Origin of the sequence: Williamsia maris, assembly GCF_024171815.1 — a bacterium.
GTDB classification, from domain to species: Bacteria; Actinomycetota; Actinomycetes; order Mycobacteriales; family Mycobacteriaceae; genus Williamsia_A; species Williamsia_A maris.
In genome coordinates this window covers 104624-121084 of sequence record NZ_JAMTCJ010000001.1, presented here as the reverse complement: position 1 = coordinate 121084, position 16461 = coordinate 104624, and the positions used below count along the sequence as shown (strand labels likewise).

The 16461-nt window shown below is 69.5% G+C and carries 13 protein-coding genes; 4 read left to right on the top strand and 9 right to left on the bottom strand.

Annotated features, from left to right (window positions below; translation table 11 throughout):
* Positions 1–7: 7 nt before the first annotated feature.
* The 7 genes from LX13_RS00535 to LX13_RS00505 form a co-directional block, all read right to left on the bottom strand.
* Entirely contained in the window at positions 8–1816 is a 1809-nt protein-coding gene (locus tag LX13_RS00535) for an acetyl/propionyl/methylcrotonyl-CoA carboxylase subunit alpha (protein WP_253659377.1), read from the bottom strand.
* Positions 1817–1903: 87 nt separating this feature from the next.
* Entirely contained in the window at positions 1904–3328 is a 1425-nt protein-coding gene (locus tag LX13_RS00530; protein ID WP_253659376.1) for a condensation domain-containing protein, read from the bottom strand.
* Between the two features lie 18 nt (positions 3329–3346).
* Entirely contained in the window at positions 3347–3793 is a 447-nt protein-coding gene (locus tag LX13_RS00525; RefSeq protein WP_253659375.1) for a SufE family protein, read from the bottom strand.
* Positions 3790–4674: a sulfurtransferase gene (locus tag LX13_RS00520; RefSeq protein WP_253659374.1), complete on the bottom strand. Its 885-nt coding sequence runs from the start codon at positions 4672–4674 to the stop codon at positions 3790–3792. Before LX13_RS00520 ends, LX13_RS00525 begins: the two co-directional genes overlap by 4 nt.
* Before the next feature lie 91 nt (positions 4675–4765).
* Positions 4766–6121, bottom strand: a complete 1356-nt coding sequence (locus LX13_RS00515) for a condensation domain-containing protein (protein WP_253659373.1) — start codon at positions 6119–6121, stop codon at positions 4766–4768.
* On the bottom strand, positions 6102–7604 hold the full coding sequence (locus LX13_RS00510; RefSeq protein ID WP_253659372.1) for a condensation domain-containing protein: 1503 nt from the start codon (positions 7602–7604) through the stop codon (positions 6102–6104). The genes LX13_RS00515 and LX13_RS00510 overlap by 20 nt, the downstream gene beginning before the upstream one ends.
* A gap of 5 nt (positions 7605–7609) precedes the next feature.
* Entirely contained in the window at positions 7610–9058 is a 1449-nt protein-coding gene (locus tag LX13_RS00505) for a condensation domain-containing protein (protein ID WP_253659371.1), read from the bottom strand.
* Between the two features lie 550 nt (positions 9059–9608).
* On the opposite strand from LX13_RS00505, the gene LX13_RS00500 reads away from it, so the two are divergent.
* Entirely contained in the window at positions 9609–10565 is a 957-nt protein-coding gene (locus tag LX13_RS00500; protein WP_253659370.1) for an ATP-binding cassette domain-containing protein, read from the top strand.
* Complete coding sequence (locus LX13_RS00495) at positions 10562–11377, top strand: ABC transporter permease (RefSeq protein WP_253659369.1); 816 nt, start codon at positions 10562–10564, stop codon at positions 11375–11377. Before LX13_RS00500 ends, LX13_RS00495 begins: the two co-directional genes overlap by 4 nt.
* Before the next feature lie 16 nt (positions 11378–11393).
* Here LX13_RS00495 and LX13_RS00490 read toward each other — a convergent pair whose 3' ends face one another.
* Both LX13_RS00490 and LX13_RS00485 read right to left on the bottom strand, forming a co-directional pair.
* Complete coding sequence (locus LX13_RS00490) at positions 11394–12257, bottom strand: glycosyltransferase family 2 protein (protein WP_308214686.1); 864 nt, start codon at positions 12255–12257, stop codon at positions 11394–11396.
* Between the two features lie 148 nt (positions 12258–12405).
* Positions 12406–13674 (bottom strand): glycosyltransferase, encoded by a 1269-nt coding sequence (locus tag LX13_RS00485; protein WP_253659367.1) that lies wholly within the window; start codon positions 13672–13674, stop codon positions 12406–12408.
* A gap of 39 nt (positions 13675–13713) precedes the next feature.
* Here LX13_RS00485 and LX13_RS00480 point away from each other — a divergent pair, with 39 nt between their 5' ends.
* Complete coding sequence (locus LX13_RS00480) at positions 13714–15036, top strand: hypothetical protein (protein WP_253659366.1); 1323 nt, start codon at positions 13714–13716, stop codon at positions 15034–15036.
* A gap of 100 nt (positions 15037–15136) precedes the next feature.
* Complete coding sequence (locus tag LX13_RS00475; protein ID WP_253659365.1) at positions 15137–16435, top strand: hypothetical protein; 1299 nt, start codon at positions 15137–15139, stop codon at positions 16433–16435.
* The last annotated feature ends 26 nt before the right edge of the window (positions 16436–16461 follow it).

The following is a 16461-nucleotide window of genomic DNA, read 5'->3' as shown; positions in this document are numbered from 1 at the left end:
CCCGGTGCTACTTGAGCTCGAGCAGGACGGTGCCCTGCGTGACCGCGGATCCGGGCTCGACCGACAGGCCGGTGACCGTGCCGTCCTTGTGCGCGGTGACCGGGTTCTCCATCTTCATCGCCTCGAGCACCACGACGAGTTCACCGGCGGTGACCTCCTGGCCCTCGGTGACGGCGACCTTGACGACGGTGCCCTGCATCGGTGCGGCGACGGCGTCACCGGACACGGCCGCGGCTCCGCCCTTGGTGCGGGTGCGCGACTTGGGCTTCTTGCGGACGGCGCCGCCTGCGGAGCCGTTGGCGCCGGCCAGGGCGAGGTCGCCGGGCAGGGAGACCTCGACGCGACGGCCACCGACCTCGACCACCACGTTGTGTCGCGGCGCGGAGTCGTCCTCCTCGATGGGCTGACCACCGGTGTACGGCTCGATCGGGTTGTCCCAGTCGGTTTCGATCCACTTGGTGTAGATGTCGAACTTCTCCACGCCGTTGTCGTCCACGGACGCCATGAAGGCGGGGTTGGAGACGATGTGGCGGTGGAAGGGCAGCACGGTGGCCAGTCCCTCGACCTGGAACTCGGCGAGGGCGCGGCGCGAGCGCTCCAGCGCCTGTTCGCGGTTCTCGCCGGTCACGATCAGCTTGGCCAGCATCGAGTCGAATCCGCCGCCGATGACGTCGCCCTGGACGACACCGGAGTCGACGCGCACGCCGGGGCCGGTCGGCTCCTTGTAGACGGTGATGGGGCCGGGGGCGGGCAGGAAGTTGCGTCCCGCGTCCTCGCCGTTGATGCGGAACTCGAAGGAGTGTCCGCGCGGTGTGGGGTCCTCGGTGAACTCGAGCTTCTCGCCGGCGGCGATGCGGAACTGCTGGCGGACGAGGTCGATGCCCGCGGTCTCCTCGGTGACGGGGTGTTCGACCTGCAGGCGGGTGTTGACCTCCAGGAACGACACCAGTCCGTCGGAGCCGACGAGGAACTCGACGGTCCCGGCACCGTAGTAGCCGGCCTCGCGGCAGATGGCCTTGGCCGAGGAGTGGATCTTGTCGCGCTGCTCGGTGGTCAGGAAGGGCGCGGGGGCTTCCTCGACGAGCTTCTGGAAACGTCGCTGCAGCGAGCAGTCGCGGGTTCCGGCGACGATGACGTTGCCGTGCTGGTCGGCGATCACCTGGGCCTCGACGTGACGGGCCTTGTCGAGGTAGCGCTCGACGAAGCACTCGCCGCGACCGAAGGCCGACACGGCCTCGCGGGTGGCCGAGTCGAAGAGCTCGGGGATCTCGGCGATCGTGTACGCGACCTTCATCCCGCGGCCACCGCCACCGAATGCCGCCTTGATGGCGACGGGGACACCATGCTCCTCGGCGAACGCGACGATCTCGTCGGCGTTCTTGACCGGGTCCTTGGTGCCCGGCGCCATGGGGGCGTCGGCCTTGAGGGCGATGTGGCGTGCGGTGACCTTGTCGCCGAGGTCGCGGATCGACTGCGGCGACGGGCCGATCCACACCAGGTCGGCGTCGATGACGGCCTGGGCGAAGTCGGCGTTCTCCGAGAGGAAGCCGTATCCGGGGTGGATGGCGTCGGCGCCGGACTTGGCGGCGGCGTCGAGGATCTTGTCGAACACCAGGTACGACTCCGCGGAGCTCTGGCCGCCCAGGGCGAAGGCCTCGTCGGCCAGCTTGACGAACAGTGCATCGGCGTCGGGCTCGGCGTAGACAGCCACGCTGCCCAGGCCCGCGTCGCGCGCGGCGCGGATCACCCGGACGGCGATCTCACCGCGATTGGCGACGAGGACTTTGCTGATCACCGGACTGGCATGACTGGGCACTTGTTCTCCTGTGGCGATGTGACGCGGATGTGAGGTGCTGGCAACGAAAAGTACCCTAACGCACCGAGCGATTGATCGGTTCGGCGGTCAAGTGTTGTGTGGCGCGAAGGTGCTCTGATCGCCGATACCGCGCACGATGTCGCCGAAGGTGACCAGGAAACGACTGACCTCACCGTGCGCCGGACCCGCCGCCGGGAACCGGGCCGAGATCCGTACCCCGGACGGGGTGCGGTTCACCCAGATGAACACCTCGTCGGTGGAGTAGCTGTGGCTGCGGAGCACCCGCGCGCCGCCGGCGTCGGCCTCCGCGGCGTTGGGCGCGTGCCGGGTGTCGATGAACGACACCACGAACTTCGGTTCCCCCTCGTACGCCAGCAGACCCGCCACGCGCAGGAAGGGGATCCCGGCGGCCACCCGCGCCTGTCGCAGCTCGGCGGTCGCGCGGTCGATGAGCTGGTCGAACGAGACGACGCCGGTGGTGTCGAGGTACAGCGGCGAGACCGCGACGAACCAGCCGAGGGCGCCGAGCCAGCGCCCCTCGGAACGCGTGTGCCGTGGCGTGATGCAGCGGAACTCCTCGCCGCCGCCGACCTCGCGGTAGGCCAGCGCCAACGCCGACAGGATGCCCGCGAACAGGTTCCCCCCGGCCGCCGAACACACCGCGGTGAACCGGTTGGCCGCGTCGTCGTCGAGCAGCTCCATGGTCACCGAGGACTGGGGCAGGGCGGGGGCGTCGGTGCCCTCCTCCGACGTCGGCTGCGGATCCGGCGCCGATGTCGCGAACCGCGGCATCTGTCGATCGGTCGAGAGCAGGTAACTGTCCCAGGCGGCGACCGCGGGGTGGTCCCGCTCGGCGGCGTCGGCGACGCGACGTTCCTCGGCGCTGAAGTCGACGTAGCTGCCCACCGGGGGCAGATCGGGTTCCCGACGTTCGCGGGCGGCACGGTAGAGCTCGATGAGCTCGTGCTGGGCCAGGATCAGTGAGTAGCCGTCGAGCAGGGAGTGGTCGCCTGCGAACAACAGCGTGAAGGTGCGTTCGCGCGCCACCGTGGCGAACAGGTAGGCGGGCCACTGCAGGGGTGCGGTGGCGCGGTCGAAGGTGCCCGCGAGCTGATCGAGCAGCGGACCGGCCTCGGCGTACCACCGGACGCGCCCCATCTTCAGCGCCACCGATCCCGGCGGGGTCGACAGTCGCGCCATGCCGGTGTTCTTGATGATCACGTGGCTGCGCAGCACCTCGTGCCGGTCGATCCACCGGGTCAGCGCCGAACGGATCGCCGGTACCGACATCGGTTCGTCGAACTCGATGGCCAGCCCCAGCCAGGACTCGCGGCCGCCCTCACGCTGTGTGCGCCATCGGTATTCGAGCGCACCGCGCAGGTGCAGTTCATGATTGTGCGACGTCGGGCGGGGGTCGCTGTTCCAGTTCGCGAACCCGCCCGGGGTGTGCGGTGACCATTCGACCAATCCGCCGGGGTCGACGGGTTGGTCCATCATCTGGATGAACTTCATGGCGGGCGGCGGTGACGACTACGGCTGCGATGCCGGGTTCGGGTCACCGGCCTGGGCGACGATCTGGTTCTTGATGCGGGCGAGCATCCCGGCCATCCCGCGCAACCGCAGCGGGCTCACCGCCTTGTCCAGCCCGAGGTCGTGATAGAAATCCGCGGGCACGGCGAGGATCTCGTCGGCCGACGCCCCGTTCAGCCCCTGGTGCAGGATGGACGCGAAACCGCGTGTGGTCGGGGCCTCCGGCGGGGCGCTGAAGAACAACTGCACCGACGATCGGTCGGCGGCGTCGACCGAGAGAAACACCGGCGACTGACATTCCGGAACCGGCTCCATCGCGGCGGTCGCCAGGGTGTCGGGCAGTGCGGGGAGCTCGGAGGAGAACTCCAGCAGCAACGTCACCTTGTCGGACTCACCCAGCGCCTCGAAGTCGTCGACGATCTCGGCGAGCGCGGCGGGCACCGTCACAGCGTGCCGGGGTCGTCACCGGTGACGATCGGTGCGCGCACCGCATTGCCCCACTCGGTCCACGAGCCGTCGTAGTTGCGCACCCGGGAGAACCCGAGTAGGTGGGTCAGCACGAACCAGGTGTGCGATGAGCGCTCACCGATGCGGCAGTAGGCGACGGTCGGCTGATCCGGTGCGAAGTCGCCGTAGATCTCGTCGAGTTCGGTGCGGCTGCGAAAGCGCCCGTCCGGGGCGGCGGCCTTGGCCCAGGGGATGGAGACGGCGGTCGGGATGTGGCCGCCGCGCAACGCACCCTCCTGCGGGTACTCCGGCATGTGGGTGCGCTCGCCGGAGTACTCCTGGGGCGAGCGGACGTCGATGAGCGGCTCGGACCCGATGATCTCGCGGATCTGCGGGGCGAACGCGCGGATCGTGCTGTCGTCGCGGTCGACCACCGGGTAGTCCGATCGCGGGTACTCGGGGACCTCGAAGCTGGTCTCACGGTCCTCGGCGAACCAGGCCTGCCGTCCGCCGTCGAGCAGGCGAACGTCGGAATGGCCGAACAGGGTGAACACCCACAGGGCGTAGGCGGCCCACCAGTTGGACTTGTCGCCGTAGATCACGATGGTGTCGTCGCGTCGGATCCCCTTGGCGCGCATCAACTCCGCGAACTGGTCGCCGTCGATGTAGTCGCGGGTCACGGGATCGTTGAGATGCAGGTGCCAGTCGATCTTCTGCGCGCTCGGGATGTGGCCGATGTCGTAGAGAAGGACGTCCTCATCGGACTCGACGACCTTGAGTCCGGGGGTCCCGAGGTTGGCGCTGAGCCATTCGGTGCTGACCAGTCGCTCGGGGTGAGCGTAGGCGGCGAAGCCCGGATATGGGTCGGTCTGGACGGTCACGGCACGGCTCCCGGGGCTTGAGGTGGGCGGACGAGTACGCGTCCGAGCCTAGTGGTCACCGTCCCCGCGCGTCGCATCACCGCGGTCGAGATCAGATGATCGAGCGAACGACGAACTCCAGCTCGGCGAAGAACGCGCCCAGTTGGGTGTGGGCGGTCGGTGTGTCCGGGTACCGGCTCCGCAGCGCGACGCCGTCGTCGGTCCGCGAGACCCAGAACTGTGCGTCGTCGGCGGTGGTGACGTTGGAGATGTGGTGCGCGTCGATCGTGGCGTGGGCGGCGGCGCCGGGGAGTCGGCGGTAGTCGATGTAGGAGACCATGAAGATGTCGTTGCGCAGGCAGGTGAGACCGCCGATCGCCTCGAGGACGTGGGGCACCGGGATCTCGCCGAGTGCGACGGCCGACCGCAACGCCGGCCCGGTGGCGGCGAGGGTGTCGAGGACGTCGTCTGCGCAGCGCACGGTCAGCGGGGCGTTGGTGGTGAACCAGCCCACCGCGTTCTGCCACAGCCGGGAGCGACGCGTGTGCATCGGGAACAGCACCGACATCTCGCGCCCGGCGCCGAGGTTGTGCGCGGCCTGGGCCATCGCCGCCAGGACGCCCGCGAACACGCTGGCGCCGTTCTCGCGACACACGCGCTCGAACGCGTCGAGTCCGGTGCGGTCGAGCACCTGTCTCAGGTCGACGGCCTGGGGTGCCTGTTCGCCGGGGGCGAGTCCGAGGTCGAGCGGGAACGACGGCGGGGTGTTGCGGTGTCGCTCGAAGAACTCGAGCCATCGCGCCATGGCCGGGTGGGTGCGGTAGTCGCGATCGTCGTCGGCCTCGGCGGCGCAGTAGTCGACGAAGCTGCCCGCCTGCGGCAGGCGCCGGGGGCAGAACCCTCCGGGCTCGGCGAGGCATCCCTCGTACAGCTGGTGCAGGTCGTCGATGACGATCGCCATCGAGTAGGCGTCGACGTGGGCGTGGTCGAAGCCGCAGATGATCGTCGAACGATCGCTGCGGTCGACCGCGGCGAGCAGGTAGCTCGGCGGTCCGAGCATCGGGCACGAGGTGTTCAGGGCGTCCCACAGGTGGGTGCGGAGCCCGTCGGAGTCGAGCCCGACCACGGGCGCCGCGGCGTCGAGCCCCAGGGTCGCCGGGTCGTGCAGTCGTCGGACGATGGCGCCGTTCTCACGGGTGAAGCCGCTGTGCAGTGTGCCGTGGCGGGCGATGAGCATGGCGTACGCCTGCTCCATGGCCTTGAGATCGATGGGCCCGTCGATGTCGAACGACGCCGCGAGCCACGTGCTCGGTGCGTCGTCGGAATCGCCTGCGGAGGCGAGGTGGAAGCTCTGGTTGAACGACGGTGGGACTGCCGAGACGACCGGCGTGCTGTCCGACGAGTTCACCGACCAGGTGTGCAGTGTCCCGCCGACCGGGGTGAACCGGTCAATCGTGGTGACGCGCAAGGCTGGGCTCCCTCTCGGTGACCGCGGTCGCGATCACGTGGTCGCCCTCGGCCACGACCGCCGCGAACACCTCCCGCAGTCGTCGGTGGTAGCGCGCCAGGCGCCGCTGGGCGGTCGGTGTGTCCGGCGTCTGGGTCCCGACGTACACACCGGAGTCGTCCCGGTTCACCCACATGGACGCATTCGAGGTGCGTCCCTCGCCGGTGGTCTGCATGCCGCGGTCGTATACCGCGGTGCCTGCCATCGGGAACCGGCGGAAGTCGATGTAGGAGAGCAACTGCGGGGTGATGAGCACGTCGCCGCTCTGCGCGCCGCTGGCCAGGAGTGAGCCGAGCACGGTGTGCACCGGCACATCCGACAGCGACTTGCCGACCTCGCACCCCTGCTGCGCGGCGGACACCAGTTCGGTGAACGTCCGGGCGGGCGTGATGGGGAACGACACCGGCGCGAAACGGCAGAACCAGCCCTGCGAGAGCTCGCTCCCCGCGAGAGCGCGATCGCTCAGTGCGGTGATGCCGAAATAGCTGTCCACCCCGGCCAACTCGTGATCGACGATCGCCAGGGCGGCGATGATGCCGCCGATCATCCGGGCGCCGTGATCCCGGCAGATCCGGTCGAAGACCTCCGCGCCGGCGGCGTCGAGGACGTCGAACTTGATCGGGGTGACCGGTGCGGTCTCCCCGGGGGCCAGGCCGAGGTCGAGGGGGAACTGGGGCATCCGGTTGCCGTGGCGCGCGACGATGTCGACCCAGCCACGCACCTCCGGCGACGACTCGGTGAGCGTCTGCGCGCGGGCGCGTTCGGCCACCACGTAGTCGAGCTGGGATCCCGCGGGTGCCGACGTGAACGGGCCGACGTCGGTGCCATCGCGTTCGGAGAGGTACAGGTCGGCCACCTCGGCCAGGACGAGAGCCTGGGAGATGCCGTCGCTCAGCGCGTGATCGCAGCCGTAGTAGAGCGTGAAGCCGTCGGCGCGGACGATCGCACCGGCGACGAAACCCGGCCAGCTCAGAGCGTTGGCGTTCTGGCTGAAGCGTTGCTCGACGTGGTCGGAGAACCGACGCGCCAGCGGCGCCGCCCCGTCGTCGGCCCGAAGATATCCGTAGTCGTCGACCGAGCCGACGGCCGTCGCCTCGAAGGCTATGTCGGCCAGGGCCACCATGTGCCGGGTGACCGCCCCGTCGGTGACGTCGAACCACGACCGCAGCCCGTCGTGCCGCGCGACGAATCGCCGAAAGGCACGGGCCAGCGCGTCGGCGTCGAAGTCGCCCTCGACCTCGGTGGTGGCGGCGAGGTAGGCCTTGTGCGCGTCACCGCGCGCCGCGGTGGCCGCCGATCCCCGCAGGTGGTTCTCCTGGAGGAACGACGCCGGTGTCGGGTGGGCGAGCGCCGAGCCGGCGGCGGCCACCGACGCGGCCGTCGCCGTGAGCTCCACCAGGCGGCCCCGTGCGGGTTGCCAGTGCGAGAGCATGTCGATCATCATCGCGATCAGCTCGCAGCCACGAGATCGTCGGCGCTGAGCCGGGTCTGGTCGGTACCGGCCGCGGCGAGCCGTGCCAGCACCGCGGTGAAAGAGTTCAGGTAGTCGTGCACACCGGCGGTCGCGACCGGGTTGCTCGGGAACCGCGCCGAGACCGAGATGCCCTTCGGAGACCGGACGATCCAGAGGTAGACCTCGTCGTCGGATTCGGCCGCTCCGCGCAGGGTTCGCGCACCCCAGCGGGACCAGTCCTGCGCGGCCGGGATGAAGCGGGCGTCGACGTAGGACACGACGAACCGTGGCACCTCCTCGACGCCGATGAGTTCGGCAATGCGTGGGTACGGGAACTGCGCCAGGTCCTTGTGCGCGGTGACCGCGCCGCCCGCCCGCGACAGGCAGTCGTCGAACGACTCCACCCCGCGCACGTCCACCTCGATCGGGATCATCCCGACGAACCACCCCACCGACGAGACGTACTGCGCCTGGTTGCGGGTGTGCATGGGCATCGCGAACCGGGTGACGTCGGCGCCGGCGACCGTCCGCGTGGTCAGCGCGAGCGCGGCGAGCACGGCGGACTGCATGGAGTGTCCGGACTCGCGGGCGCGGCGGTTGATCGCGTCGGACTGCGTGGCCGACAGGACCCAGGACGATGTGCCGCTCTGGTGTCGGCGGTGCGACGAGCTCGGGCCCGTGACCGGGAGTGGGAACGCGGGGAACCGGCCCTCGTCACGCGCGAGGAAGCGACTCCACACGTCGACCGCGCGGTGCTCGGCGTCGAGGGCCTGTCCGACCACCCGCTCGTCCACGCTGAAATCCAGATGACTTCCCGCCATGGGTAGTTCGGGGTCCTGCCCCGCCAACTCGCATTCGTAGATGCGCTGGATCTCACCGATCGCGAGGAGCATGGAGTAGGCGTCCATCACCGAGTGGTCGGCGCCGAACACCAGCACGAAGGAGTCCTCGGCGGAGTCGGTCTGGGCGATGGTGACCGCCAGGCAGTGCGGCCACTGCAGCGGGGACAGTCGCTCGAAGAGGCCGACGAGGTGTTCGTGAACCCTTGTGCCCGTACGCATGTGACCGACGACGGTGCCGGCCACCTCGACATCGGAGGTCGATCGTCGGCACAGGCGGACACCGTCGTCGTCGCGGGTCTCGGAGACCGTGGTCCGGAAGACCTCGTGCCGACGCATCCACACCGTGAGGGCGCGGGCCACCGCGTCGGGGTCGTGGCGATGCGGGATCTCGAACGCCGCACCCAGCCAGGACCCACGTTGGTGCCCGTCCTCGGGTGCGGTGGGCGGATGGCAGGTGCTGCCGCGCCCGCAGTAGTCCTCGTGCAGGTAGCTCAGTGGCCGGGTGTCGTGCACCCAGGCGCTCTCGTCGTCGACGAGACGTGGAGTCCACTCCGTCAGCTGTCCGGCCGGTAGGGGGTAGTCGGCCAATTCGGTGAATTCCACTTCAGCCTCTCAGATTTCGCGCCGATGGTGGTCCTGGGCATGAGCGACACGCATCGAAGGTGTCGTGCGGTCGATCCCGGCAGCGCTGCCGAGCCCGTCGGATGCCCCGTTCGTTCGGAGATGCCCGATTCGGGGGTGAGCAAATGGTAGGCAGACCGGGCCGATGTTGTTTACCTGGGTAACGAGTGTTCTTCATCACTGATGGGCCGGTCCGGACCGTCACACGCCCCCGGAGGAGTGTTCAGATACCTCAGATCGCGTTGCTTGCAACGGCTTTCGGATGACGGTGAGGACGATCACCGAAAATCTCGACGCCACAGCGACTTCGAGATCACGCGGTCCTTTGAGTCATCGAGATCGCATCCGTGTAACGGGCGTGTGACATCGCGCCGTACATCCGAACAAGAACGACCGATGCGGCGCGCTTCGCGCCGATCAGCGCCGCCGACAACGTGAATCGGCACCTACACTTTGCCCAGATCGCGCACACGACAGAGGTTCTGACGGCGACACTCCACGATGTCGCGACGACTCGATCGAGGGGACACACATGACACCGGGCGATCGGCCGGCCATCGAGACCCACGCACTGACCAAGACCTTCGGGTCGATGAGGGCGGTGGACGGGGTCGATCTCGTCGTGCCACAGGGAAGTGTGTACGCGGTGCTCGGCCCGAACGGAGCGGGCAAGACGACCACGGTGCGGATGCTCGCGACGCTGTTGCGTCCGGACGGCGGCAGCGCGCGCGTCTTCGGCCGCGACGTGGTGGCCGAGGCCACCGAGGTGCGATCGATGATCGGCGTCACCGGGCAGTACGCCTCGGTCGACGAGGACCTGACCGCGACCGAGAACCTGATGGTCTTCAGCCGGTTGCTGGGGCGCTCGCGTCGTCACTCGCGGGCCCGTGCGCACGACCTGCTCGAACAGTTCGGTCTGCAGGAGGCCGCGTCGAAGACGTTGAAGAACTTCTCCGGCGGCATGCGCCGGCGGCTCGATCTCGCCGCCAGTCTGATCTCGCGGCCGCCGTTGCTGTTCCTCGACGAGCCCACCACCGGGCTCGACCCGCGGACGCGGGCGCAGATGTGGGACACGGTGCGTCAGCTCGTCGCCGAGGGGTCGACGATCCTGCTGACCACCCAATACCTCGAGGAGGCCGACCAGCTCGCGGACCGCATCGCGGTCATCGATCGCGGCAGGGTGGTGGCCGAGGGGACGGCCGACGGACTCAAGTCGTCGGTCGGCAGTTCGGCGCTCGTGCTCACGCCTGCCGAACCGACGGCTGTCGCACTCGCGTTCTCCGTCGCCGAACGGCATGTGCCGACGGGTGCGGTGACCGCCGCGGGCGACGGAACCCTGACCGTGGCCCTGACCGACCTCGCGGTGGTGGGCCGAATCCTGGTGGCGCTCGGTTCGGTGGGCATCGAGCTGGCCGAGGTGAACGTGGTCAAGCCGAGTCTCGACGACGTGTTCTTCTCGATCACCGGCGTCGGAGAGGACGCAGCATGACCGCCATCTCGACGGTGTCGCACATCGACACCCCCACGCCCACCGCCCGTCAGGTGACCGTCGTCGAGGCGGTCACCCAGTCGGCCACCATGGCGGGCCGGGGACTGCTCAAGATCAAGCACAACCCGCAACACCTGTTCGACGTCATCGTCCTGCCGATCGTGTTCACCGTGATGTTCTCGAGCATCTTCGGCGGGGCGATCGCCGGTGACGTGACCGGTTATCTCCCGATCCTCATCCCCGGGGTTCTCGTGCAGGTCGCCCTGGCGGCCTCGGTCACGACCGGAGTCCAGTTGCGCGAGGACATGAACAAGGGGGTCTTCGACCGCTTCCGCACGCTCCCGATCGCCCGGATCGCGCCGCTGGCCGGATCGTTGCTCGCCGACGTGCTCCGCTACATCGTCGGTACCACGATCACCGTCATCGTCGGCCTGTTCATGGGGTACCGACCGGGCAGTGTGGTCGGGGTCGTTCTCGCCTGCGTGTTGGTCGTCGTGGTCGCGTTCGCGTTGAGCTGGATCTTCGCGCTGATGGGGGTCGTCATGGAGAAGGCGTCGACGGTGCAGGGGGTGTCGATGCTCGTGTTGATGCCGCTGACGTTCATGTCCAACGCCCTGGTCCCGGTGGCGACGATGCCCGGGTGGATGCAGGCGTTCGCCGGGGTGAACCCGGTCTCGCACCTTGTCTCCGCGGTACGGGAGATGGCCGACGGGATCTACGGGATGCAGATCGCGTGGTCATTGCTCGGCGCGGCCGTCGTGCTGATCGTGGTGGCGCCGTTGACGTTGCGGGTCTACATGCGCCGCGCGTGAGGCGTGGCGGTACGACTCAGGGCATGATGCGGTCGGTGGTCCGCCGCAGCAGGTGACGCGGCGCGAACGTCCGCGTCTCGACGTCGTAGCTCCGGATCAGGATCAGCCGGGCGGAATGCACCACTGTCACCCACGGGACGTAGAGCGTCAGCGAACCGAGCGCGAGTCCGTATCGCTTGTGCAGCAGGAACGTCCGCGGTAGGAAGCTCATGTAGCGGACGAACGAGCCGACGCTGCTCTCCATCCGGCGCGGCGACACCCCGACCCCGAGATGGGGCAGGAAGGCGTTGCGGCCACCGATCTCGCCGACGCACAACCCGGTGTCGACATCCTCGAAGATGTCGCGGCGCATGCTCACCGATTCGCGGATGGCCAGCCACGTGTCGCGTCGGAGCACCATGTTCGACCCGTAGAGCACGAAGACCGGCTTGACCTCCGAATTCCTGCTGTGGCGACGTGCGGCGAACGGCAGGAACGCGATCCGCTCCTTGATCCGCGACATCGCGTCGCCGTAGGGGAGGCCATAGGCCTCGCCGCGACCGCACAGGGCGGCCCACCGGCCGTCGGTGTCGGCGTCGAGGAAGTCGACGATGTCGGCGGCCCAGCGCGGTCCGACCATGGTGTCGGAGTCGATGCGGGCGATCGCGGTCCCGGTGGCGGCGTCGAGGCCCGCGTTACGCGCGAACACCAGTCCCTGACTCTCCTCGGAGATCATCCGGACAGCCGGGTAGCGGTCGACGTACGTCGCGACGATGTCGACCGTCTTGTCACCGGAGTTGTTGTCCACCACGACGATCTCGTGGATGTGATCGAGCTGGGGCAGCAGACGGTCGAGGCAGTCGGCGATCACGTCCTCCTCGTTGTACGTGGGAATCACCACGGACAGCAGCGTCGTCGACATTCTTTCCTCACCCCCGGTCAGGCGTCGTGCGCGTGCGGTGAGAAGGTTCGCCGTGCACACGACACGCCCTGACCCTAAGCGATCCCGGGCGCGGCGGCCCGGCGACGACCGCTGATCGTGGTGGTGATCACCCTCGGGTGAGCACGGTGGACTCGATGATCTCGACAGCGGCGTCGACGGCCCGAACCGGATCGATGAGCCGACGGCTCACCGCCTGCGCCGCGGCCCTCGACGCGGGCGCGAGGACGGTGTCGATCGAGTCGCGCAACGTCGTCTCGGTGAGTGCGGCGAGCGGACCGCTGATCCCGGCACCCGCGTGCGTCACCTGCTGTCCCCACATCGGCTGATCGGCGCCCAGCCAGCAGATGACGGCGGGCAGGCCGGCACGCAGCCCGGCCGCTGTGGACCCGGCGCCCCCGTGATGGACGGCGACCGAGCAGCGGGGCAGGACGGTGTCGTGGTCGACACTGCCGACCACGTGGATCCGGTCGTCGGCGGCGTCGGACATGAAATCGCTCCAGCCGGTCGCGACGAGCACGCGGTGTCCTTGGGTGCCCCGCACGATGGCGTCGGCGAGTCGGGCGGGATCGTCGACGGTCATGCTGCCGAACCCCACGTAGACGGGTGGTTCGCCCCCGTCGAGCCAGGTGTTCAGTGCGGTGGAGGGTGCGTCGGCTCCGACCAGCGCTCTCGTGTCGCCGGTGAGGTTGAGGAACCCGACCAGCGGACGACTCGCACCCCATTCGTCGGACAGTCCCGGGAACAGGGCGGGATCGTAGGCCTGGATCTCGGGCACGCCCTGGTCGGCGATCCGACGTGCCGTTGACCTGCGGGCCGGCCGTAGGCCGAGGTCGGACCGCAGACGGTTCTCCCCGCTGCGGCTGGTCTGCCACAGGATCTGCTCGAGCAGCCGCCAGGATGCTCGGGACACCGACGCAGGCGGGTCGAGGCCCCACTGCGCGAGCGGCGAGGCCGCGCCGTTGGTCCGCATGGGGCAGTAGTGCACGGGGAGGTAGGGCACACCGAGCGCCTCGGCCGCGGTGAGCGAACGCTCCTGCCCGACGCTGCCCCCGACGATCGCGTCGGCGCCGGTGCAGATCTCGACGAGTTCGGCCGCAGCCGCGCGACTCCCCAGGTGGGTCACCTCGGCGACGGCGCGCATCCGCGACACGGGGTTGCGCGACTTGAGGTCTCGGGTGACGAGGTCGGAACCCAGCAGCGCCCTGGTGTCGGCACCGCACGGCTCGGCGCGGACACCCGCGGCCCGCGCGAAGTCAACGAGATTGGGTGGCACGGCCATTCGCACCGTGTGGCCCCGCGCAGCCACCGCGACGGCCAGCGCGACGCCGGGCTGGACATCGCCGCGGCTGCCGTTGAACGACAGGACCAGTTCCATGGACAACACCGTAATGGTCCCGGCCCTATGCTCGGGACCATGCGGCGTCTCGAAACCCAGGACATGACTTACTGGTTCGTCAACCGTGCCTTCGACTGGTCGGTGGTGCTGCAGCTGGTGTGGACGTTCGACGACGTGGTCGACGCGGGGGACCTGGCCCGGATGAACGCCGCACTCGGCACCGGCTCCCTCAACCGCCGGGTGGTGCTGCCGTCGGTGCCGATCGCCCGTCCGCGGTGGTCGCACTCACCCGAGACGCCCGATGTGGTCATCGACACACGGCCGATCGCGTCCGACGGGATCGAGACGTGGGCCGACGCGGAACTCGAGACCGTCACACTCGACCCGGTGACCGGCTCGACGTGGCGGCTGCGCGGGACCCCGACCGCCGACGGCGGGTTCGTCGTGTCGTTGACCGCGCTGCACCTGGTCGCCGACGGACGCGGGATGGTGGCCGCCGCGGTTGCGGCCGCGACACCGGGTGGTTCGGCGGATCCGATGCCGGTCGCCACCGGGCGCGCACTGCTCGCCGACCTCGGCGACGTGGCCACGGTCGTGTCGCAGGCCGGGGTCGGCGTCACCAGGGCAGTGACCGGTGCGCTCATGTCGCGAGCCGACGACGGTCCGGGTGCCCCGATCCGGGCCGTGCGTGCGCCCATGCACGAACGGTCCCCACGGGCACACACCAGCTGGGCCGTCGTCTCGGTGTCCGCGGCGGAGTGGGAGCAGGTGGCCCGACGCCACCACGGCACGGCGAACATCCTGTTCGTGGCGGTCATCACCGGTGCGCTGCGCGCTGCGGGGCACCTCCCGGCGGACGAGCCCGTCAAGGTGGGGATACCGGTCAGCCAGCGAGCCGAGGGCGACGACCGTGCGAACGCCACGGCGGGGGTGTCGGTGATGGTCCTCGACGAGGCCACCGCAGGGGGAGATCTGACCGCCCTGCGACGACTCTGCAAGCAGGCCTACGAACGTCTGGCCGCGGGAACGCGACCCGCGATGATGCACCTGCGACCCCTGATGAACGTGCTGCCGGTCTCGGTGGTGGCGAAGGTCGCGACCGCGGGTGACGGGATGCCCGACGTGATGACCTCGAACCTGGGCGTCTTCGGACCCGAGGTGGCCCGCATCGGCCGGAAGACTGCCTCGTCGGTGGCGTTCCGCGGCGACGCCCAGGGGGTGGACCCCGACCGGCACCACCGGTTCGGCGACGGGTTGCAGTCGTGGTCGGTGCAGGTGGGCGACACGCTGACCTTCTCGGTCGCCGCCTTCGACGCGACCGCCTTCGCCGACGCCTCGCAGCTGCGGGCGGGCATCGCCGCCGAACTCGACGCGTGGGGTGTCGTTCATCGCATCCGGTGATCACGCGCTGCGGTGATACGCCAGGGCAACTAGTGTCGAGCGGGTGTATCGCGTAACGGGCAACGACGAGTCATACCTGTTGGCGGAGAGGCTCTTCGGGATGTCCGCGCCGATCCAGTACTGCTGGATCCTGCCCGCCGACCCCGGTTCGGTGGCGCTGCACGACCTCAACGATCAACTGGCGCAGGGGATCCTCGCACGCCGGGTGGTCGATGCCCGGGTGCCGTTCGCGCGGGCACGGTGGGTGCGGTGCGACTCCTCGCCGCAGCCGCGCCTCGCCACCGACCCGGTGGAGGACTCGTCGACCTCCGACTGGTTCGACGCCCGCGTGCGCACGACCCGTCTCGACCCGACGTCGGGGTACGGCTGGCAACTCGACGCCGCACCCACCTCCGCCGGCCGGTGTGTGGTCTCGCTGCTGGTCTCGCACATGACCTCGGACGGCCAGGGCATCTACCGTGCGCTCGCGGCGGCACACGCACACAGCTCGACGAACCCGTTGCCGCCGGCGGCCGTGACCACCGGGTCGGCCGGTCTCCGAGCCGATCTGACCGACGCGGCCGGTCAGATCGTCGCCGCTGCGCGGTCGGTGGCCGTCATCGCCGGGGCCGCTCTCGCCGCGCGCCGGGGTGCGACCGACCCGCCGTCGAAGCCCGAACCGGTCACCGCCCCGCCGCCGGTGGCGACTCCGGTCGCCGCACACGATCCCGCCCCGGAACCGACCCTGGCGATCTACGACCTCGATCGTGCGGAATGGGCGGCGCGGGCGGCGGAGTTCGGCGGGACCTCGAACAGTCTGTTCACCGGTGTCATCGGCGGACTCGTCCAGCGGGCCGGGATCCAGGTGACCGACGGTGTCCTGCGCGTGTGCATCGCGGTGAGCAAACGCGAGGGTGACGACGACGATCGTGCGAATGCCTCCGGGGGAGTGTGGATCCGGGTCCCGGGTGCCATCGGGCCGGAGGTGGGACTCGGCGGGATCAGGGCCCTGAGCAAGCAGGCCTTCGTCGACTATGCGAACTCCGGCGACCGGCAGGTCGCCGACAACGTCCAGCCGATCGTGCGTCTGCTTCCGTCGGCGGTCATCGGTCGGCTGATGGCGAAGCTCGTCGGCCCGGACACGACGGTGTCCAACCTCGGGGAGGCGCCGGCGACGGCACTCGACATCGGTGGGGTCACCGCGGAATCGTTCGTCATCCGCGCCCTCATGCAGGGGCAGCCGGCTCAGGTGCGCCGTGAGAAGGGCCCGGCCCTGGCAGCGTGGGCGGTCGAGTACGGCGACAAGGTCAGCGTCGCCTTCTTCGGCATCGACCCCGACCATTTCGGCGACGCGGACGCACTGCACCGCGACATCACCGCCGAACTCGACCGCTGGGGCCTGTCGCACTCGGCCTGGTGAGGCGGCTGACGTGTCCGGCGGTCCGG